General features: G+C 71.4%; 17 protein-coding genes and 2 pseudogenes. 8 read left to right on the forward strand and 11 right to left on the reverse strand.

The window, feature by feature from the left end:
• The first annotated feature begins 12 nt into the window (after nt 1–12).
• Entirely contained in the window at nt 13–879 is an 867-nt protein-coding gene (locus IH68_RS0109655; protein ID WP_030931518.1) for an acyl-CoA thioesterase, read from the forward strand.
• Between the two features lies 1 nt (nt 880).
• Here the strand turns inward: IH68_RS0109655 and IH68_RS0109660 are convergent, their stop codons facing one another.
• Nucleotides 881–1,864 carry a DUF6397 family protein gene (locus IH68_RS0109660; RefSeq protein ID WP_030931520.1) on the reverse strand — a complete coding sequence of 328 codons (984 nt, stop codon included), beginning with the start codon at nt 1,862–1,864 and terminating at the stop codon, nt 881–883.
• 126 nt (nt 1,865–1,990) lie between these two features.
• Nucleotides 1,991–2,404: a roadblock/LC7 domain-containing protein gene (locus IH68_RS0109665; RefSeq protein WP_030931522.1), complete on the reverse strand. Its 414-nt coding sequence runs from the start codon at nt 2,402–2,404 to the stop codon at nt 1,991–1,993.
• A 93-nt stretch (nt 2,405–2,497) separates the two neighbouring features.
• Between IH68_RS0109665 and IH68_RS0109670 the strand changes: the two genes are divergently transcribed.
• A complete protein-coding gene (locus IH68_RS0109670; RefSeq protein WP_030931524.1) occupies nt 2,498–2,926 on the forward strand; it encodes a PPOX class F420-dependent oxidoreductase in 429 nt (142 codons plus the stop codon).
• A gap of 26 nt (nt 2,927–2,952) precedes the next feature.
• Here IH68_RS0109670 and IH68_RS0109675 read toward each other — a convergent pair whose 3' ends face one another.
• The 5 genes from IH68_RS0109675 to IH68_RS0109695 all read right to left on the reverse strand — a co-directional run bounded on the left by IH68_RS0109675 (nt 2,953) and on the right by IH68_RS0109695 (nt 7,835).
• On the reverse strand, nt 2,953–3,558 hold the full coding sequence (locus IH68_RS0109675) for a GTP-binding protein (protein ID WP_030931526.1): 606 nt from the start codon (nt 3,556–3,558) through the stop codon (nt 2,953–2,955).
• A 63-nt stretch (nt 3,559–3,621) separates the two neighbouring features.
• Nucleotides 3,622–4,035 (reverse strand): DUF742 domain-containing protein, encoded by a 414-nt coding sequence (locus IH68_RS0109680; RefSeq protein ID WP_030931528.1) that lies wholly within the window; start codon nt 4,033–4,035, stop codon nt 3,622–3,624.
• A 22-nt stretch (nt 4,036–4,057) separates the two neighbouring features.
• Nucleotides 4,058–4,495 (reverse strand): roadblock/LC7 domain-containing protein, encoded by a 438-nt coding sequence (locus IH68_RS0109685; RefSeq protein ID WP_030931529.1) that lies wholly within the window; start codon nt 4,493–4,495, stop codon nt 4,058–4,060.
• Nucleotides 4,492–7,014: a nitrate- and nitrite sensing domain-containing protein gene (locus tag IH68_RS0109690; RefSeq protein WP_030931531.1), complete on the reverse strand. Its 2,523-nt coding sequence runs from the start codon at nt 7,012–7,014 to the stop codon at nt 4,492–4,494. The genes IH68_RS0109685 and IH68_RS0109690 overlap by 4 nt, the downstream gene beginning before the upstream one ends.
• A gap of 44 nt (nt 7,015–7,058) precedes the next feature.
• The gene (locus IH68_RS0109695) at nt 7,059–7,835 is read right to left on the reverse strand and encodes an MHYT domain-containing protein (RefSeq protein ID WP_030931534.1); all 777 of its coding nucleotides are present in this window, start codon (nt 7,833–7,835) and stop codon (nt 7,059–7,061) included.
• A 152-nt stretch (nt 7,836–7,987) separates the two neighbouring features.
• On the opposite strand from IH68_RS0109695, the gene IH68_RS0109700 reads away from it, so the two are divergent.
• Nucleotides 7,988–8,587, forward strand: coding sequence for a class I SAM-dependent methyltransferase (locus tag IH68_RS0109700; protein WP_030931537.1), 600 nt, complete (start codon nt 7,988–7,990; stop codon nt 8,585–8,587).
• Nucleotides 8,588–8,591: 4 nt separating this feature from the next.
• Here the strand turns inward: IH68_RS0109700 and IH68_RS0109705 are convergent, their stop codons facing one another.
• A complete protein-coding gene (locus IH68_RS0109705; protein ID WP_030931540.1) occupies nt 8,592–9,347 on the reverse strand; it encodes an alpha/beta fold hydrolase in 756 nt (251 codons plus the stop codon).
• A gap of 123 nt (nt 9,348–9,470) precedes the next feature.
• Between IH68_RS0109705 and IH68_RS0109710 the strand changes: the two genes are divergently transcribed.
• The 4 genes from IH68_RS0109710 (at nt 9,471) to IH68_RS0109725 (ending at nt 13,450) form a co-directional block, all read left to right on the forward strand.
• A complete protein-coding gene (locus tag IH68_RS0109710) occupies nt 9,471–9,995 on the forward strand; it encodes a PadR family transcriptional regulator (RefSeq protein ID WP_030931543.1) in 525 nt (174 codons plus the stop codon).
• Nucleotides 9,996–10,350: 355 nt separating this feature from the next.
• Nucleotides 10,351–10,647, forward strand: a complete 297-nt coding sequence (locus IH68_RS0109715; protein ID WP_030931546.1) for a hypothetical protein — start codon at nt 10,351–10,353, stop codon at nt 10,645–10,647.
• Nucleotides 10,648–10,783: 136 nt separating this feature from the next.
• Nucleotides 10,784–11,647: a hypothetical protein gene (locus IH68_RS0109720; RefSeq protein ID WP_030931548.1), complete on the forward strand. Its 864-nt coding sequence runs from the start codon at nt 10,784–10,786 to the stop codon at nt 11,645–11,647.
• 411 nt (nt 11,648–12,058) lie between these two features.
• Nucleotides 12,059–13,450, forward strand: a complete 1,392-nt coding sequence (locus tag IH68_RS0109725) for a tannase/feruloyl esterase family alpha/beta hydrolase (RefSeq protein ID WP_030931551.1) — start codon at nt 12,059–12,061, stop codon at nt 13,448–13,450.
• Between the two features lie 4 nt (nt 13,451–13,454).
• Here the strand turns inward: IH68_RS0109725 and IH68_RS0109730 are convergent, their stop codons facing one another.
• Both IH68_RS0109730 and IH68_RS0109735 read right to left on the reverse strand, forming a co-directional pair.
• The gene (locus IH68_RS0109730; protein WP_030931554.1) at nt 13,455–13,637 is read right to left on the reverse strand and encodes a hypothetical protein; all 183 of its coding nucleotides are present in this window, start codon (nt 13,635–13,637) and stop codon (nt 13,455–13,457) included.
• 131 nt (nt 13,638–13,768) lie between these two features.
• Nucleotides 13,769–14,824 (reverse strand): fatty acid desaturase family protein, encoded by a 1,056-nt coding sequence (locus IH68_RS0109735; protein ID WP_030931557.1) that lies wholly within the window; start codon nt 14,822–14,824, stop codon nt 13,769–13,771.
• A gap of 250 nt (nt 14,825–15,074) precedes the next feature.
• Between IH68_RS0109735 and IH68_RS0109740 the strand changes: the two are divergent.
• Nucleotides 15,075–16,613, forward strand: a pseudogene (locus IH68_RS0109740) (SNF2 helicase-associated domain-containing protein); the annotation flags it as partial.
• A 372-nt stretch (nt 16,614–16,985) separates the two neighbouring features.
• Here IH68_RS0109740 and IH68_RS52890 read toward each other — a convergent pair.
• Nucleotides 16,986–17,225, reverse strand: a pseudogene (locus IH68_RS52890) (transposase); the annotation flags it as partial.
• Nucleotides 17,226–18,029 lie beyond the last annotated feature (804 nt).

Genomic DNA, 18,029 nt, shown 5'->3' on the forward strand with positions numbered 1-18,029 from the left:
AGAATCCCCCGCATGACGAACCCGGCCGAGAGACTGGTAGATCTGCTCGACCTGGAGCAGATCGAGGTCAACATCTTCCGCGGCCTGAGCCCGCAGGAGTCCCTGCAGCGGGTCTTCGGCGGCCAGGTCGCGGGCCAGGCACTGGTTGCCGCCGCGCGCACCACGGACGGCGAGCGTCCGGTGCACTCGCTGCACGCGTACTTCCTGCGCCCGGGCCGCCCGGGTGTGCCGATCGTGTACCAGGTCGAACGGGTGCGGGACGGCAGGTCGTTCACCACCCGCCGGGTCACCGCCGTGCAGCAGGGCCGCACGATCTTCAATCTCACCGCCTCCTTTCACAAGCCTGAGGAAGGTTCCTTCGAGCACCAGCTCCCGCCGGCCCGCAAGGTCCCGGCCCCGGAGTCCCTGCCGACGGTCACCGAGGAGATCAGGGAGCATCTGGGCGCACTGCCCGAGCGGTACGAGCGGATGGCGCGCCGTCAGCCCTTCGACATCCGCTACGTGGACCGGCTGCGCTGGACCGTGGAGGAGGCCAAGGACGCCGAGCCGCGCAGCGCCGTGTGGATGCGCGCGGTCGGGCCGCTGGGCGACGACCCGGTCGTGCACACCTGCGCGCTGACCTACGCCAGCGACATGACCCTCCTGGACGCCGTCCGCATCCCGGTCGAACCCCTGTGGGGCCCACGGACCTTCGACATCGCCTCGCTGGACCACGCCATGTGGTTCCACCGGCCGTTTCGCGCGGACGAGTGGTTCCTCTACGACCAGGAATCGCCTGTTGCGACGGGCGGCCGGGGTCTGGCCCGCGGGCGGATCTACGACGTCGAGGGCCGGCTGCTGGTGTCGGTGGTCCAGGAAGGTCTGTTCCGGGCGCTGTAGCTCACGGAGTTCTGCGGCGCAGCCAGCCCAGCAGACCATGTGAGCGCCCCGGTTCCTCGGGCTCGTAGGGGTCTTGTTCCAAGGCTGTCGAGGTCATGGGCGGATCCAGTGCCGGGGCCGTCGACGGCGCGGGTGGGTTGTGTGCCGTCGACGGTGCAAGTCGTTCCTGTTCCCCTGCGTCCGCCGGCCTCGGCCGGGCAGTCGGGCGCGGCGCGGGCTGGAGTCCGCGCGCATGGCTGACTGCCTGTGCGAGATCGGCCCGCAGCCAGTCGATCTCGTCCGGGTCCTGCGCCATGGTGAGGCTCTCGGCCAGGTGCGCGGCGGGCGAACCCGGTGCGCCGTGGCCCTGCGGCCTGGGACGGAACCGGTTCAAGTGGACCCGCTCGTAGGGGTCCTGGACGATTTCCGCGACCTGGACGGCGTCGAGGAGGGAGGCCACGGCCGCGGCGCACGCCCACGGATGGCTGTCGGCCCGCCGCAGCAGGAATCCGAGGTGTCGCGAGCGCCAGTTGCGGGGCCGCAGGTCCAGCCCTTCCACGAGCTGCTCCCGCGCACCGGAGGGCGTTCGGCCCGTCATTAGCGGGGCGTTGTTCTCGTCGGCTGCGAACTGCCGTAGCTCTTCTGCCAGATAGAGCCAGACAACGGCCCGGTACCGGTTGAGGTAGAACTTGACGGGCTTGACCACGCCGAGCCGGGCCAGCCGCGTGAACTTGCCGGGCGTCACTTGCAGAAGGGCTGCTCCCTCCTTCGTGCCCACGGTTTCGACGCGTCGCTTCAGCGCCTCGGGGAAGCCGTCCTCGGCGTGCAGTCGGTCGATCTCCGTGCGGGTGACCCGCCGGCCCCCGCCCCCTTCGTCGGGCAGGGTGCGGATGCATCCGAGGTCCACCGCGAGGTCGAACTCTCCTCGCCTGAGCCCCAGTTCGCGTGCCGCGCGGCTCGACGCGCAGGAGGTGCTGTGCGGTTGTGTGACAGTGTTGCCCGACATGGCCGGTCTCCCCCGTGGAGTCTGTGGCTCGCGCCGGTCGCGCGGCCTCGGAAAAAACCGTAGCCGCTTCGGCGGATCTTGTGGCGAGCCTGTGGATAACTCCACGGGAGACGGCAAACGTGCAGGTCAGATCTCTGTGGTCGGCGTTCGCTCGGGCTGCCTGGCCTCCACGCCGAGGTGTTCGCCGACTCGGTTGACGAGCAGGGTCATCTCGTAGGCGATCTGGCCGATGTCGGCCTCGGCACCGCTGAGCACGCACAGACAGCTGCTGTTGCCGGCGGCGGTCACGAACAGCACCGCGTCGTCGAACTCGACCATCGTCTGGCGCACTCTGCCCGCGCCGAAGTGGCGTCCCGAGCCCTTGGCCAGGCTGTGCAGTCCGGACGAGACGGCGGCAAGATGTTCGGCGTCCTCGCGCCGCAGTCCCGTACTGGCTCCCGTCACCAGGCCGTCGTTGGACAGGACCAGTGCGTGCCGCACATGTTCGACGCGCTCGGTCAGGTCGTCCAACAGCCAGCCAAGTCCCTGGTTCTGCACCATGATCCGGTCTCCCCGCGTGATGACTCCCCCTGGCCGGAGGATCTCCACGCCAGCCTTCACCACGACCGCGGCGCGGGCAAGGAGGATAGGGGCATGGCGCAGAAGATGACCGACAAGGAATGGCGGGACTTCGTCTCGCACGGCACCCGCACCGGAAAGCTGGCGACCGTCCGGGCCGACGGCAGCCCGCACGTGACTCCGATCTGGTTCGTGCTCGACGGAGACGACGTGGTGTTCAACACGGCGAGCACGAGCGTGAAGGGGCGCAATGTCGTGCGTGACGGCCGGGTCGCGCTGTGCGTGGACGACGACCGGCCGCCCTTCGACTTCGTCGTCCTGCAGGGCCGTGCCCGGATTTCGGAGGATCTCGACGAGCTCAGGCAGTGGGCCGCCCGCATCGGGGCGCGCTACATGGGCGAGGAGCGTGCCGAGGAGTTCGGGGCCCGCAACGGGGTTCCGGGGGAGCTCCTCATCCGTGTCACGATCGACAAGGTGCTGGCGGAGAAGGCCGTCGCGAGCTGAGCGGGGCCGCCTGCCGGGAGTGCCCGTCAGCCGACCGAGTCGAGCAGCCGGGCGGTGTGCATCCGCCCGGCGTACTCGACGAGCCGGATCAGCACTTCCTTCCCCGAGTCGCGGTCACGGGCGTCGCACAGCACCACCGGTGTTCCCCGGTCGAGATCAAGGGCGCGGGAGACGTCCTGGGCACCGTAGGTGCGGGCGCCCGTGAAGCAGTTGACGGCGACCACGAACGGGATGTGCCGGTGCTCGAAGTAGTCCACCGCCGGGAAGCAGTCCTCCAGGCGCCGGGTGTCGGCGAGGACCACGGCGCCCAGGGCCCCTTGCGACAGTTCGTCCCACAGGAACCAGAAGCGGTCCTGGCCCGGTGTGCCGAAGAGGTACAGGGAGAGGCCGGACCTGATGGTGATGCGTCCGAAGTCCATGGCGACGGTCGTGGTGACCTTCTGGTCCACGCCGTCGGTGTCGTCCACCAACTGGCCTGCCTCGCTGAGCAGTTCCTCGGTGCGCAGCGGCCTGATCTCGCTGACCGCGCCCACCAGGGTGGTCTTGCCCACGCCGAATCCGCCGGCGACCAGGATCTTCAACGCCAGTGCGGCCGTCTCGCCGCCCTGCTCGTCGGAGTGCTCGGAGACCATCGATCACTTCTCTCGGGAGTGCCGGGTTGCCCCGTAGGGGACCGGGTGGTGGTGAACTGTCATCTACAACGCCCGTAGCCCTGCGATCACCTCGCGCAGAATCCGTTCGTCAGGAAGCTGTGCGGGCGGTACGGGACGGCTGACGGTGACGCAGCCGAGTTCCAGCAGGTCGCCCAGGAGCACCCGGACCACACCCACGGGCAGGTCGGCGCCCGCGGCGAGTTCGGCGACCGACTGGGTCTCGGTGCGGCACAGGTCGATCAGGGCCCGGTGTTCCGGCCCGAGCCCGGTGTCGTCGTCGACGCCGGGTGCGCCCGCGTCCAGGGTGACCAGGGCGATCAGGTCGAAGCGAACCCCGGTGGGGCCGGGCCTGGTGCGGCCGCCCGTCATGGCGTACGGGCGGACGAGAGGGCCGGCCTCTCCGTCGTACCACTGGCTGCCCGGCTCGAGCGGGGTGCCGGTGCTGTCGGCGTTCATGTGCGCGCGCCACCCTCGTGTCTCATCGGGCGGCCGGTGGCCGCGCTGTGACACGGGTCGGCGTGTACAGGTGCTCGCCGACGCGTTTGACCAGTCGTGCCATCTCGTAGGCCACCAGGCCGATGTCGGCGGTGACGGCGGTGAGTACGGCGAGGCAGGAGCCGTCGCCCGCGGCGGCCACGAACAGGAAGCCGTCGTCCATCTCCACCATGGTCTGGCGCACCCCGCCGGCGCCGAAGTGCCGTCCCGCGCCCTTGGCCAGGCTGTGGAAGCCGGAGGCCACGGCGGCGAGGTGTTCGGCGTCCTCGCGACGCAGGTCGCTCGAGGCGCCCACGGCGAGTCCGTCGTTGGAGAGCACCACGGCGTGCCGTACCTCGCTCACACGCAGCACCAAGTCGTCCAGCAGCCAGTCGAGTTCGCCGGAACGCCGGTCGGCCCTCGTGCTCGGGTCCTGGATCATGCGCGGTCTCCTTCGCTGCTGTCGCTGCGCGGTGTGGGGTCCGGTCCCACACCGCGGCCGGGTTGCCTGCCACCGCCGCGCGTCCAGCCGTCGCGGTAGGCAGCCATGCGGTCCCGCACGATCTCGGGGGTGCGCCGGTCGTCGCGGGCGGAGGCCGGCGGTTGGGCGGGCTCCTCGGGGCGCTGTTCGCGCAGTTGGGGGGCGAGACTTGCCTGGCGTACGCGGCGGGGCAGGTCGTCGGACTCTTCGGTGTCCTCCGGGGGACGGTGCAGGCGCAAGGTGGTGACTCCGGGGGGTGGGGTGTCGGACGTCGTGTCCACCGCGGCCGGTACGTGGGCCACCAGGGCGGGCCGCTCGGTCGTCGCCGGGACGGAGTCCTGGTGCAGGACGGCGTCGGGCACGCGCGCGTACTCGCGTTCCACCGGCCGCTGCGGATCCGCGGCCTTGGCGGGGGAACGTTCCGCCGCGCCGCCCTGCAGCAGGGCGGTGGGCAGCAGGACGACCGCGGTGGTGCCGCCGTAGGGGGAGGTGCGCAGGTGCACCTTGATGCCGTGGCGGGCCGCGAGCCTGCTGACCACGAAGAGGCCGAGCCGGTCGCTGTCGAAGAGGTCGAGGGCCTCGGACTGTTCGATGCGGCGGTTGGCCTCGGTGAGGGTCTCCGTGCCCATGCCCAGCCCGCGGTCCTCGACCTCGATGACATAGCCGTTGCCGACGGGTTCGCCGGTGATGCGCACGCGCGTGTGGGGCGGCGAGAACTGGGCCGCGTTCTCGACGACCTCGGCCAGGAGGTGGGTGAGGTCGGCGACGGCCGAGCCGACGACGGAGGCCTCGGGGAGCTGTCGCACCTCCACGCGCGCGTAGTCCTCGACTTCGGACACGGCCGCGCGCACCACGTTGGTCAGCGAGACCGGCATGCGCCAGGCCCGGCCGGGTGCCGCTCCGGAGAGGATGATCAGGCTCTCGGCGTGGCGCCGCATACGGGTGGTGAGGTGGTCGAGGCGGAAGAGGTCACTGAGCTCGTTCGGGTCGTCGGAGCGGCGTTCCATGCTGTCGAGGAGGCTCAGTTGGCGGTGGACGAGGACCTGGCTGCGGCGGGCGAGGTTGACGAAGACCCCGGAGATGCCGCTGGCGAGTTCGGCGCGCTCGACCGCTGCGCGCAGGGCGGCGCGGTGGACCGTGCTGAGGGCCTCGGCGACCTGTCCGGTCTCGTCCTCGGCGGGTGGTCCCGGCGGGGCCTCGGCCTGGATGTCGATCTCCTCGCCGGCGCGCAGCTTCCGCATGGCCTCGGGGAGGTTCCGGCGGGCAATCTCCAGGGCGCTGTTGCGCAGGCTGACCAGTTCCACGACGAGGCCGCGTCCGATGCGGACCGAGATGACGAGCGAGGCGGCCACCGCGGCAAGGCCGAGGAGCACCGCGGCGCCGGCCGGGGTGAGCAGTCCGCGGGTGAACGGATCGGCGCGGTGTGCGACGCCGCGCCCGGCGTCCTGCTCGATCGTCCGCATTCCGTCCTGCACGCGCGCGTGCGCCGGGTTCCAGGTGGCTTCGGGTGCCGCGGCGATCGCGCGCCCGCCCGGGGCGGTGGCGAGGATCCGGTCCTCCGTACGGCCCAGAGTGGCGTAGGCGTTGCCGTCGGCGAGGGTGCGCCAGGCAGTGCGCTCGGGGCCGCTGAGGTCGGCGACGGCGGCCTCGGTGAGCGTGCGGCGGGTGTCGACGGCTCCGGTGAAAAGCCGCAGCCGCTCGCCGCTGAGTCCACGGGTCAGGCGGGCACTTGAGAGCACCGAGTCCTCCTGGGCCAACGCCTCGCCTGCACGGGAGAATTCGAGCAGCACGCGCGCGTCGGAGCCCAGATCTGCGTCCTGGATGCCGGTGAGCGCGCCGCCCACCGCGAAGGCGCTGTTGATGGTCCTGGTGTATTGCCCGTACGTCATGTCCCAGTTCGCGCGGCGGTCGAGCACCGCGGTGCGCAGGGACCGCAGTTGTTCGGCGCCGGTGACGAAGGTCTTGAGCCGCTGGGCCACTCCGGAGGGCAGTTCCTCACTGTCGGCGACGGTGTGGTCGCCCCCGAGCCGCAGCCCTGCCACGGCCTGGTCGGTGCGGTCCGCGAGCTTCCTGTAGTCGTCGCTCCGATCGGCCGAGGGCGCGGTCGCGGAGCGCACCGCGGCCGAGCGCTCGGCCTGCAGTGCGGCGACGGCCGTGGCGACCGGGGTGCGGATCTGGGAGTCGACGCGCTGCAACTGCCGTAGCCGGGCCACGTCCTGGGCGGTGCTGACGGTGGCGTACGCCCACAGGGCAAGCAGCGAGACGACCGGAACCATGAGCAGACACACGATCTTGGCGCGGACGGTGCGCGGTCGTATCCGCCAGCGGACTCCGGGCGCGGGTGCGTCAGCCGGCGCCGCGCCCGCGGTCTCGTCCGGGACCTCGTCGGCGGGCGGGCCGGCGTGGGCGCGACGGCCGCGCACGGGAGGCGGGGGCGGCGCCTCGGCGCCGGGGCTGGGGGTCCTACGGGGTGTACGCATGGCCTCCTCGCTCGGGAGTGGTACGGGGGCGGGCCGGGTCATCGCTAGCGGGCGACGGCGCTCTCGACCGGCCGCTGGGCCGAGGCGGATGCCTCGCGCTCCCCGGTCGTCGGCGACAGCGCGACGAAGGCCGAGGTCAGGAACAGATAGGAGCCGAGGCCGACGGCGAGGGGGAAGATGAACTGCATCGCCGTGGCCCCGGGGAGGGCGTGGCCAGAGGGTGTGACGCGGACGCTCACCGCGAACATCGCGGTGTAGTGCATGCTGGTCACCGCGGCGCCCATGATCAGGGAGGCGACGGTGACGGCAATGGGCGACTTGATGTTGAGCCCCGCCCACAGGGCCGCCGTCGCCGCTACGACGGCGATCAGGACGGAGAGTGCGACGAGCGCCGGGTCGTAGCTGACGTGACCGTGCAGCCGCACCGCGGCCATGCCGAGATAGTGCATGCTCGCGACACCGACCCCGGTGGTGAGTCCGCCGAGGAAGAGCGCGCGGGTGCGATCACGGCTGTAGCCGACGGCGAAGACCCCGGCACAGACCACGATCATGGCGACGAGCAGGCTCACGATGGTCAGCGGCACGTCGTAGCGGATGTCGGTCCCGCTGACGCCGAAGCCGAGCATGGCCACGAAGTGCATGGTCCAGATGCCGGTACCGATCGCGGAGGCCGCGGTGATGAGCCAGTTGCGGCGCGAGCGCCCTGTGGCGCCCAGCGCACGGACCGTGCAGCGCAGTCCCAGTGCGGCGCCGATGCAGGCCATCACATACGACAGCACGGGGGTAAGCCAGCCGAAGGTGGCGTGGTCCAGGTGTCCCATGGCCCCGGGACGCTAGTCCTGGCAGGGGCGCACAGAGGGCGCGCCTTTCGAAAGCTGTTGGAATATGACGCAGAGATGTACCTGAACGATCGCGCCCCGCTCGAACATGTGCGCCGCAGCGTCATCCGTGTCGGTGAGGGATCATGCGGAACATGAGCGACGACCACACACATGTCCAGGAATTCTTCGGCGCCCGAGCCGCCGACTGGGACAGCCGGTTCCCCGACGACGGTCCCGCCTACGGCGCCGCGGTCGCCGAGCTCGGGCTGCGCGAGGGCGACCGCGTGCTCGACGCGGGCTGTGGCACCGGCCGGGCCCTGACGCCGCTGCGCGCCGCCGTGGGCACCTCGGGAGTGGTCGTCGGGGCCGATCTGACCCCCGCGATGCTCCAGGCCGCCGTACGGGCGGGCAGAGGCCACGACGGGCAGCTGCTGCTCGCCGACGTCGCCGCGCTGCCGCTCCGGTCCGAGGCGCTGGACGCGGTGTTCGCCGCTGGGCTGATCGCTCATCTTCCCCAACCGGTGGAGAACCTGCGGGAGTTGGCCCGCGTCGTCCGCCCCGGCGGCACACTGGCGCTGTTCCATCCCATCGGCCGGGCGGCACTGGCGGCACGGCAGGGCCGCCGGATCACTCCGGACGACCTGCGCGCGGAGCCCAACCTCCGTCCGCTGCTGGCCGTTTCGGGCTGGCGGATGACCTCGTACGTCGACGAGGACGCCCGCTTCCTGGCGCTGGCCGCGCGGGAGGACTGACGGCTCAGCAGCGGCCGGCGACTGCCGCCGCGAAGACGTCGGGGTGGTCGAACATGACGTTGTGGCCCGCGCCGGCCACCGTCACCACGCGCACACCCGCCGCCTCCAGGGCTTGCCTGCCCGCGAGTTCACCGCTCAGCTCGCCCTGCAGATAGACGCGCTCGATCGGCAGCTGTTCGAGGATGCTGCGCATGACGGGCTCCGAGCCGCGCCGCAGACCGACGGCCGAGCGGTGCAGGGCACGCGGATCTGCCAGCCGCATGGTCGCCGCCCAGAGAGGACCGACGTTCTCCAGCACGCGCGCGTGGCCGCCGTCGACGAACGCGTCCTCCTCGTGGGCGGCGATGCCGCTGCTGCCTGCGGTGGGCGGCGGGGTGGCGTCGAGGTTGGCCTCCGTGAGGACCAGCCGGGAGACCAGGTCGGGCCGCCGGTGGGCGAGCACGATGGCGACGGCTCCGCCCATGCTGTGCGCCACCAGCTCCGCTCCCGTCAGGCCCGCCGTGTCCAGGGCGGCGGCCAGGGCATCAGCGTGCTCCTGGAGGGTGTAGCCGAAGTGTTGGGGGCGATCACTGATGCCGTGCCCGGGCAGATCGACGAACAGGCTGCGTCGGCCCGCGAGTTCGGGGCGGGCCGCGATGTGCGCGTGGTACACGGCCGACATCGAACCCAGGCCGTGCACGTACACGCGCGCGGGTTCCTCGCCGGGCGTCTCCGTCCAGCGGATGCAGCTTCCCCTGCCGTCGAACTCGGCCTGCTTCACAGCGTCCTCCCTGATGCACGACGGTCACTCTCGACTCACCAGGAAGATACATCGCCACCGAGGTATAGCGAAGTCGATATACAAGACTGGCGATGTACAGCGCCCGTGAGGAAGAATGCGGGCATGCTGGAGCTGGCGATCCTCGGATTCCTGTACGACGCCCCACTGCACGGCTACGAGCTGCGCAAGCGCATCAACGCGCTGACGGGCCATGTGAAGCCGGTCGCCGAGAGCACCCTGTACCCGGCGATCAAGCGCCTGGAGAATGCGGGCCTGCTGGCGCGCGCCACGGAACCCGGGGCCGTGGCCGCCCCGCGTCACGTCCTGACGCTCACCGAGAAGGGCAGAGATGAATTGCGCAGGCGGCTCGCCGAGCCCGACCTGCGCGACATCACCGACGAGAACCGGTGGTTCACGGTCCTCGCCTTCCTGCGCCACCTCGACGCCCCGGCAGCACAGGCGGCCGTGCTCCGGCGCAGGCTGGCCTTCCTCGAGGAACCGGCGAGCTTCTTCTACGACGGTGACCGGCCGCTGCGCGCCGAGGAACTGGATGATCCCTTCCGCCGTGGGCTGCTGACCATCGCGCGGGCCACGTCCCGGGCCGAACTCGCCTGGCTGCGGGAGACGATCGGGTCACTCGACGGCTGATCCGTTCCCGCGCCGCACGGGGCAGCCCTGCACCCCGGAACCGGACGAGTGCCCAGTTCGTTCAGCTCGTAGCCGTTCGGACAGCTCTTGATGCCCATGTGCCGGCTCGTGTTGCGGTAGTGGATGGCGGCGACGGTCCCGTGGCGCGACAACCGGCGCGCACGTAGGCGTCGATCCACCGCCGGTGAGTTCCGCCGCCCCGGCGAGCAGCCGCCCGCTGCCGGGTACGGCGTACGAGCCGCTGGAAGCGCTTCACCCCGACGTCCCCCTTCTGTCGCCGGAGGTCCAACTCTACGTTGAACAGCAGGAGATGAACGGTCGGCCAGGGCAACCACGCAGGGGGAAGGTGGTCAGCATGTTGGGCAAGGTGCGCAAGTCCTGTGCGAGATTCCTCAACGCCGTTCGCGCGGACATCGGCGACCGCGGGGACAAACGTACACACAATCTTTTCGAAGCCGCGGCCGCGTACGTCTCGGCGTGTGCGGAGGACGACCAGGACAGGATCGAGGAGGCAGCGGGCTGGGTGTCGCCGGAGGCGCTGTCTTTCGGGGTCAACGAGCTGGCGTGCCGGGCGATCATTGCGCTCGCGCGGGAGCGCGACGAGTCGCCGGGGGCGGTGGCCCGCGCGCTTCTGGGGCTCCCGGTGGCCTGACGCGTCGGGTCAGGTGCGGTCGATTCGCCCCGTCCAGCCGGAAAACTGCAGCTCCGGGTGTGCTTGTGAGTCGTGACAAGCTGCTTCCGCTCGCACTAGGGTGCGCGCGATCGGATGAATCGATGGGGAGGCTGGGATGGTCGGGACGGACGAGGACGCCGTCGCCGCCGCGGACGATGCGCTTTATGTGCTCACGGCGGTACTTCTGACGCCGGCGAAGTTCCCGAGCGTGCTGGGCGACGACTATCCGGAAGCCTGCGCGGCGCTCGGCCTCGCGCCGCTCGCCGACGGATACGGCCTGGTGCTCGGCCAGGACGGTGACGGCGCCCGGTGGACGGTCGTGGTCGACGACGTCTCTCTGGTCGCCGTCGCGATCGCGTCCTGGGACTGCGGGATGGAGTACGACCTGTCGCCGGACGAGCGCTCGGTCGTGGCCGCGCTGCCGGGCTGGCCGCTGGCGGTCGCCGTGGCGGCTCCCGGTGTGCCCGAGCCGCACGATCCCGGCCCCGAGGTCGCGGACGGTCCACCGCTGGCACCGCCGGACACCAGCAGGTGGGGGCCGGCTCAGCGGCGGCTGGGCGCTGACGAGATCGCGCTGCAGTGGGCAGTGTGGCGGGAGCAGATAGACGACTCCGCATTCCCGACTCCTGGCGGGGCCTCCGAGGCCGCGGAGAAGCCCGCGGAGGACGCCGAGAAGGGGGACGCTCCGGCCGCTGCGGACGGGCAGCCGCGGCACGGCGGGGTCCGGCGGGTGCTCGCCGAGGCGCGCGCGTACGTGGACACTCCGCCGCCTCTCGGCCGCGTCCGGTCGTCCTTCGCCCCGGGCGACGCGCGGACCCTGCGTGCCGACGGTCCGGGCTGGTCGCTCGTCGCCCGTACCGACGACATCGCGTTCGTGCTGCTCGACGCGGAGCCCGGCGAGGTGCTGCCGGTGGGCCGCGGACCGGAGCTGCCGGGTCTGCTCGAGGCGCTCGACAAGATGGCCGTGCGGCCCAGCTGAGTGAGCACAGGACCCGCACCCCGCACGCGCTGCCGCGGCGGGGGGCCTGTACACCAGGGTGCCGACGGGCACGTTGACGTGCGTGCCGGGCAGGGCAACAACCAGGACCCCCAGGCGTACGGACGAGTCCGCGGCGTCGGGCAGTCGTGAGGCTGTCGGGACAGGCTCTGCGACGGCACGGCACGATCGTCGGCACTCGCGGCGAAGTCTGCGCCTGACTGCTTGCGTCGATCTCCTTCCCTCGCACGGCACTTCACCAGCGGCCCCTGTTCTGAGCCGCCATGTGGTGGGCGCGTTCCATGTGGTCCCGGCCCATGGATGCCGGGGAGGCCGGACCGCACGATGGGGCAGCCTTGGCGCCCGCTCCCCCCGCGGGCCTCGTTCTCTGCCGTCCTGCCCTGGAGGTCCGTCATGCGTCCGTCCCGTGGTGTTCCGCTCGCTGCCGCCGCCCTGGTGGCGGCGGCCCTCACCTGGCCGGCTCCCGCCCAGGCCACGGCAGTCGGCGGGGATCACTGTGTCCGCCAGGAGCGAGTGCACGTGCCGGGCGCCGCCTTCCAGCAGAGCGCCTGTCTGCCCGACCTGACCACGACCGGGCTCGCCGGTACGCCGTACACCGACATGGCCGATCAGGCGGGACTGACGGCCAAGGCGACCCGTACCCCGTCCGGGGTTCCTGGGCTGCAGATCGACGGCTATTTCCCGGACTCCTCACACTTCAACACCACCCACGGCTGGCGGCACGACGCGCAGTTCGTCATCCGGTTGCCCGACCACTGGAACGGCGGCCTGGTGGTCACCGGCGCTCCCGGCACGCGCAGGCAGTACGCGACGGACACGGCGATCTCCGACCAGGTGATCGCCCAGGGTTACGCGTACGCAGCGACCGACAAGGGCAACAGCGGTGCCGACTTCTACCGCGACGGATCCCGGCCCGGTGACGCGGTCGCCGAGTGGAACGCGCGGACCACTCAGCTCACCCGAGCGGCGAAGCGCGCGGTGGCACAGCGGTACGGGCACGCCGCGCGCCGCACGTACATGACCGGCATCTCCAACGGCGGTTATCTCACCCGCTGGCAGTTGGAGAACCACCCGGAGCTGTACGACGGCGGCGTGGACTGGGAGGGCGCGCTGTGGACCGCGGACGGGCCGAGCCTGCTCACCTCGCTGCCGACGGCGGTGGCGCGGATGCTGGGCTCGGCGCGGGACGAGGACCTGTACGCGGTGGGCTTCGCGCGTGGCTCGGAGTTTCTGTGGCCGTACCACGAGAAGGCGTACTGGGGCGTCACGCAGAAGATCTACCGCGCCGAGTTCGACCCGACGTACGACCGCGGCTGCCCCGGCCCGTCCGCCGGCAGCACCGTGGAGCAGATCCTGTCGCCCTGCCCCGCCGACGCGGTGTACGACTATGCGTCGCGGCCCGCGTCCGTCCATCGCGCCGTGGCCCGCGTGGCGCTCACGGGGCGCATCGGCCGGCCGCTGATCACGCTGCACGGCGACCTGGACGCGCTGTTGCCCAAGGCCGCCGACTCGGACGTGTACGCGCGCATGGTGGCCGCGAGCGGACGGGGTGCACTGCACCGCTACTACACGGTCCAGGGCGGCACGCACGTCGACGGGTTGTACGACACCTATCCGGACCGGCTGCGGCCGATCCTGCCCTGCTACCGCTCGGCGCTCGACGCGCTGGTCTCCTGGGTGGAGACGGGCGCGCAGCCGCCCGCGGACCATACCGTCGCACGGCCCGCGGACGGCGATGTGGTCGACTCCTGCGCGCTGGCCGACCGGGCCGATCCGGTGCGGTAGTGCTTCAGCGGCCGAGCTCCTTGCGGGTGATGCGGCGCAGCCTGCGCCGCTGCGAGGGGTCCAGCGTGAGGTATGCGGCGGTCGGGATTCCGAGGACGATCAGGACCACCGCCCAGAAGGGCAGCCAGATCCACAGGAAGAGCCCGAGCGCCACACCTCCTATGGCGATCTTCGCGTTGTTCGACATGTACGTCGCCTCCTTCGCGGCCTGTGCCGCTCTCTGTCCTGAAAACGGGCCCGCGCCTCCCGCGGTTCCGGACCACGACCCTGAGACGTCCCTGAGGTACGACCCCGACTCGTCCCTGAGAACACTGTCCGTCATTCCGCCCTGAGGGGCTCCCCCACTGCATGCAGGTGACGCAGGGCCTGCCGGTAGGAGTCGACGAGTCCGGTCTCCGCATAGGGAATACCCAACTCCCGGCAGTGTGCGCGCACCAGGGGCTGGGCGAGCCGGAGATGGGGGCGGGGCATGCTGGGGAAGAGATGGTGCTCGATCTGGTAGTTGAGGCCGCCGAGGAACCAGTCGGTCAGGGCGCCGCCGCGGATGTTGCGCGAGGTGAGCACCTGCCGGTGCAGATGCCCCCAGCGCTCGCCGTTCGGGTCGGGCATCTCCATGCCTTTGTGGTTGGGGGCGAAGGCCAGTCCCAGGTGCAGGCCGAACAGCGCCTGGTGGAGGGCGGCGAACGCGAGGGCCTTGCCCGGGGAGAGCGAGGTGAGCAGCAGCGTCGCGTACGCGGCGACGTGGGTCACCAGCAGCAGGCCCTCCACCGCGCGCTCCCGGGGTGACTGCCGGCGCAGGTCCTGGAAGCCGTGGATCTTCAGGGCGACACCTTCGAGGAGGGTGAGGGGGAAGAACAGCCAGGCCTGGTTGCGGGTCAGCCGGCGCCGGAAGCCCGACCGCTCCTTGGCCTGTGCGCCGGTGAAGACGAGGACGTCGGCGACGACGTCCGGGTCCTTGTCGATGTGGTTGGGGTTGGCATGGTGGCGGTTGTGCTTGTCGTTCCACCAGGCGTAGCTCATGCCCAGGAGCAGGTTGCCGTGGATCAGGCCGATGAAGTGGGCCGCCGACTTTCCGGCGGATATCTGGGAGTGGCCCGCGTCGTGGCCGATGAAGGCCGTGCGGGCACCGAACACGGCGAGCAGCGGTGCCAGGAGCAGGGACCACCAGGAATCGCCGGTCAGGACGATGCCGGTGACGATGCCCGCCAGGGCGAGTGCGTTGCCGGCGATGCCGAGCGCGTACCAGGTGCGCCGCCGTTCCAGCAGTCCCTGGCCCCGGACCGTGCGCAGGAGGGGCGCGAACTCGCTTCCGGCGGGCGGTGCGTCGCGCGTTCCCCGGAGGGGTTCGGCGACGGCTGTGGTGGGCTCGGGCATGTCCGGTCTCCGGCTCTCTGAGGCAACGGGCTGACCTGAGGAAACGTACGAAGCGATGACCTGTTGCGACCATGACGCCACCACCCGTGTACGGGCGGGGGTCAGCCGGTGGTGCGTCGGGGGGCTCACGACACCCCCGACGCGAGACGTGGCCGGGTGGCGACTCGGCCGTATCCCGGTTGCCCGCCGGATGCTGTACCCTCGGCGACCCCGACCCCCAGTAGTCAAATTTGAGGAATACGGCTTCGCTGTGCAGAGGATCCCCACGGCAACACCGTCAGAGATCTCCGAACTGGCCCGCTGCTGCACCGTTTTCGTGCCCGGTGACCCGGCCCGCACCGGCCGGGTCGCCTTCTGGCGGCCCGACGGCAGCGCCCCTCCCCCTGTCGCGGCCGGGACCGCCCAGGACCTGGCCGTCGTCCTGCCCGGCGGCGACGGCGTCGAGCTGGTCGACGTTCCCGCCGTCCTGCTGCCGGTGCGGGCAGCGCTTCCGGTCCTCACGCGCGCGCGTACCGATGCGCACGCACACCGGGGGGCCGTCTTCTGGGGCTCGGCTGCGGTGCTCGCCCTGCAACTCCTCGCGCGGGGACTGCTGTTGCCCGGTCTGTCCCCCGGCGATCACGATGCCTGGCGCGTCGGCCCCCTGCCCCCGGAGGACGTCGACCGCATCCGCGAGCTGGCCGCCGCGATGCCTCCCGAGGCGCACGCCCTACCAGTGGGCGGCTCCGGGCCGCTGCGGCTGCCCACCCCGGAGGGACTGCTGCGTGCATTTCTCGACGCGGTGGCCGACACGCTCCCGCGCTCCCCCGCGGCCTCCCTGGTGACAGGCGGGCCCGCCTACGCGGCACAGACACCCCAGCACCTCCCCGGGCAACGGGCGTGGGCCGCCGATGTCGCCGCCGGGCACGACGCGGGCGTGCGGCTCTCGCTGCGGATCGAGGTGCCCGGCCTTGAAGAGCTGACGCAGGAGGTCGCTGCCGTGCCGTTCCGGGCCGTGCTGCAGGTGCACAGCGTCAGTGATCCGGCGCTGGTGGCGGACGCGTCCGAGGTGTGGGGCACCTCCGGAGACGGGGGCCAGGGTTTCGGTCCGCGCGCGCGGATGGATGCCCTGCTCGCACTGCGCCGGGCGGCCCGGTCCTGGCCGCCGCTGACGCCCCTGCTGTCGGCGAGCGTGCCGGACGCCGTCGAACTCGCCGACGAGGAAGTCACAGAACTGCTCGGAGCGGGCGCCCGGGTCCTCGCCGCCGCCGGAGTCGACGTGCACTGGCCGAAGGAACTGGCCCGGACGCTGACAGCCCGTGTGGTCATCGGTCCGCCGGACGAGGAGCCGGTGGTCGACCGCGCCGCCTCGGACACGCCGTCGTTCCTGTCCGCCGACGCGCTGCTCGCCTTCAACTGGCGGTTCGCACTGGGCGACGAGCAGCTCACGCACGCGGAGCTGGACCGGCTCGCCGAGGCAGGCCGGCCCGTCGTGCGGCTGCGCGGCCGATGGGTCCTCGTCGACCCCCGGGAGGCGCGCCGCGCCCGCGCCCAGCAGGACCGCAAGATCACACCCATCGACGCGCTCGGAGCCGCGCTGACGGGCTCGACGGAGGTCGACGGTCGCCGGGTCGACGTACATCCCACGGGGTGGCTGGCGGCCCTGCGGGAGCGGCTCGCGGCCCCGGAGTCGCAGGAGCCGGTCGCGCAGCCCGCCGCTCTCACGGCCACCTTGCGGGACTACCAGCGCCGGGGCCTGAGTTGGCTGGCCCGGATGACGTCCCTGGGCCTGGGCTGCTGTCTGGCCGACGTTGTTCCGACAAACCTCGTGTCCCACACGGTTGTGTCGCATTGGGCGGGTGATCGGATCGAAGTCCCGCTACTAGAGGCTAGCTGACGTGGTGTCGCTTTCCCAGCTCGACCTAGGCGATTGATGTGAGGGAGGTCACTTGTCGATGGTCGCTCGGCCAGCTGCTGAGCTGTGCCGACTACCGGCAACCTGCCCAGGCGGCGTCCGGCAGCTGAACCTGCCCGCTGGTGACGTCGGCGCCACCGGCCGCTGAGCGGGGCCCGTGCTGGTGGAGGGGATACTGGAGGCCATCAAGATGCAAGCCGGCGTGCCAAGACCGCAGGACATCACCCTGGTGCAGCCACAGCGCCTCGGGACCGTCATTGACGAGCGGGCCCGCCCGCACTTGGGAAACGACACATCGTCGATGACCCACACCTCGGGCTTGATCACCTGGACCAGCCGCTCGGCGATCCGCCGCCGCACCGGCTCCCACCGCCACGGTGACTGGTTGACGAACTGCTGCAGGGCCTGCATGTTCCCGTCCGGCAGCCGCTGGGCCATCGGCTGGATCGACTTGCGCCGCCCGTGCGAACCCGATGTCCCGGACGCTGCACTTGGCCTCCTGGGCACGTATCGAGCCGTTCCTCGCCGACGCCCCGCACTCGGCACGCGCCGACAGCCTCGCTCTGGCCGCCCTCGGAATGGCCAGCGACTACGACGGCATCGCATTCAGCGCGCAGGACGTGACGGTGGACGAAGCGGGGCCGACCACCCGCAGCGAGCACCGTGAGGCACCTGCACAGCCGCGTCTCGCCCCACAATGGAACGAGTTGCGGCTGGCCGGAAACCTACTGGGGCGCTCCCGCGCGCCAGTCTCCTCCCTCGTGTCCGTCACTCTGCCCGACGGCACCCCCCTCGTGGCGGCAGGAGACACCAAAGGCGAGGTCCGCCTGTGGGACCCGCTCTCCGGCACAGACTTCGGGCTACCTGTACGACGCGCTCCATACGCACGTGCCCTGGCTGTGCTGGCCGGCCACCAGGGAGAACCCCTCCTTGCGGTCGGCTGCGCCAACGGCGCGTGGCTCTACGATCCGCAGAGCGGCCGGATCGACCACCTCCCCGTTTCAGTCCCTGTGCACGCCCTGGCCGTCTTCGCCACAGCCGGCGGCAGTGCCCGGCTGGCGCTGGGCACCACCGAGGGCCTAGTGATCTGCGATCCTCTCGGCCGGCGGGGTGCTGTCCAGAACGCCCCGGGCAACCATGTGGGGCGATTCAGTCAAGGCCCTTGCAGCACTCCAACTGCCCACCGGCCAGCCCCTCCTCGCCGTCGGCAGAGAGGGCAGCACGGTCGAGATTCTCGATACCGAGTCGCTACGGCCGGTCACTCAGGTCGCGGGCCAAGGACGAGGGGTCTCGGCGCTCGCCCTGTACCTC

Source organism: Streptomyces sp. NRRL S-646 (genome assembly GCF_000720765.1).
Classification (GTDB): domain Bacteria; phylum Actinomycetota; class Actinomycetes; order Streptomycetales; family Streptomycetaceae; genus Streptomyces.

Coding starts and splice junctions, on each gene's coding strand:
- IH68_RS0109660 (WP_030931520.1), bottom strand. CDS start 1,864: ATGTCGGGCAACACTGTCACACAACCGCACAGCACCTCCTGCGCGTCG.
- IH68_RS0109680 (WP_030931528.1), bottom strand. CDS start 4,035: ATGAACGCCGACAGCACCGGCACCCCGCTCGAGCCGGGCAGCCAGTGG.
- IH68_RS0109710 (WP_030931543.1), top strand. CDS start 9,471: ATGCTGGAGCTGGCGATCCTCGGATTCCTGTACGACGCCCCACTGCAC.
- IH68_RS0109715 (WP_030931546.1), top strand. CDS start 10,351: ATGTTGGGCAAGGTGCGCAAGTCCTGTGCGAGATTCCTCAACGCCGTT.
- IH68_RS0109685 (WP_030931529.1), bottom strand. CDS start 4,495: ATGATCCAGGACCCGAGCACGAGGGCCGACCGGCGTTCCGGCGAACTC.
- IH68_RS0109670 (WP_030931524.1), top strand. CDS start 2,498: ATGGCGCAGAAGATGACCGACAAGGAATGGCGGGACTTCGTCTCGCAC.
- IH68_RS0109725 (WP_030931551.1), top strand. CDS start 12,059: ATGCGTCCGTCCCGTGGTGTTCCGCTCGCTGCCGCCGCCCTGGTGGCG.
- IH68_RS0109690 (WP_030931531.1), bottom strand. CDS start 7,014: ATGCGTACACCCCGTAGGACCCCCAGCCCCGGCGCCGAGGCGCCGCCC.
- IH68_RS0109655 (WP_030931518.1), top strand. CDS start 13: ATGACGAACCCGGCCGAGAGACTGGTAGATCTGCTCGACCTGGAGCAG.
- IH68_RS0109720 (WP_030931548.1), top strand. CDS start 10,784: ATGGTCGGGACGGACGAGGACGCCGTCGCCGCCGCGGACGATGCGCTT.
- IH68_RS0109700 (WP_030931537.1), top strand. CDS start 7,988: ATGAGCGACGACCACACACATGTCCAGGAATTCTTCGGCGCCCGAGCC.
- IH68_RS0109695 (WP_030931534.1), bottom strand. CDS start 7,835: ATGGGACACCTGGACCACGCCACCTTCGGCTGGCTTACCCCCGTGCTG.
- IH68_RS0109665 (WP_030931522.1), bottom strand. CDS start 2,404: ATGGTGCAGAACCAGGGACTTGGCTGGCTGTTGGACGACCTGACCGAG.
- IH68_RS0109735 (WP_030931557.1), bottom strand. CDS start 14,824: ATGCCCGAGCCCACCACAGCCGTCGCCGAACCCCTCCGGGGAACGCGC.
- IH68_RS0109730 (WP_030931554.1), bottom strand. CDS start 13,637: ATGTCGAACAACGCGAAGATCGCCATAGGAGGTGTGGCGCTCGGGCTC.
- IH68_RS0109675 (WP_030931526.1), bottom strand. CDS start 3,558: ATGGTCTCCGAGCACTCCGACGAGCAGGGCGGCGAGACGGCCGCACTG.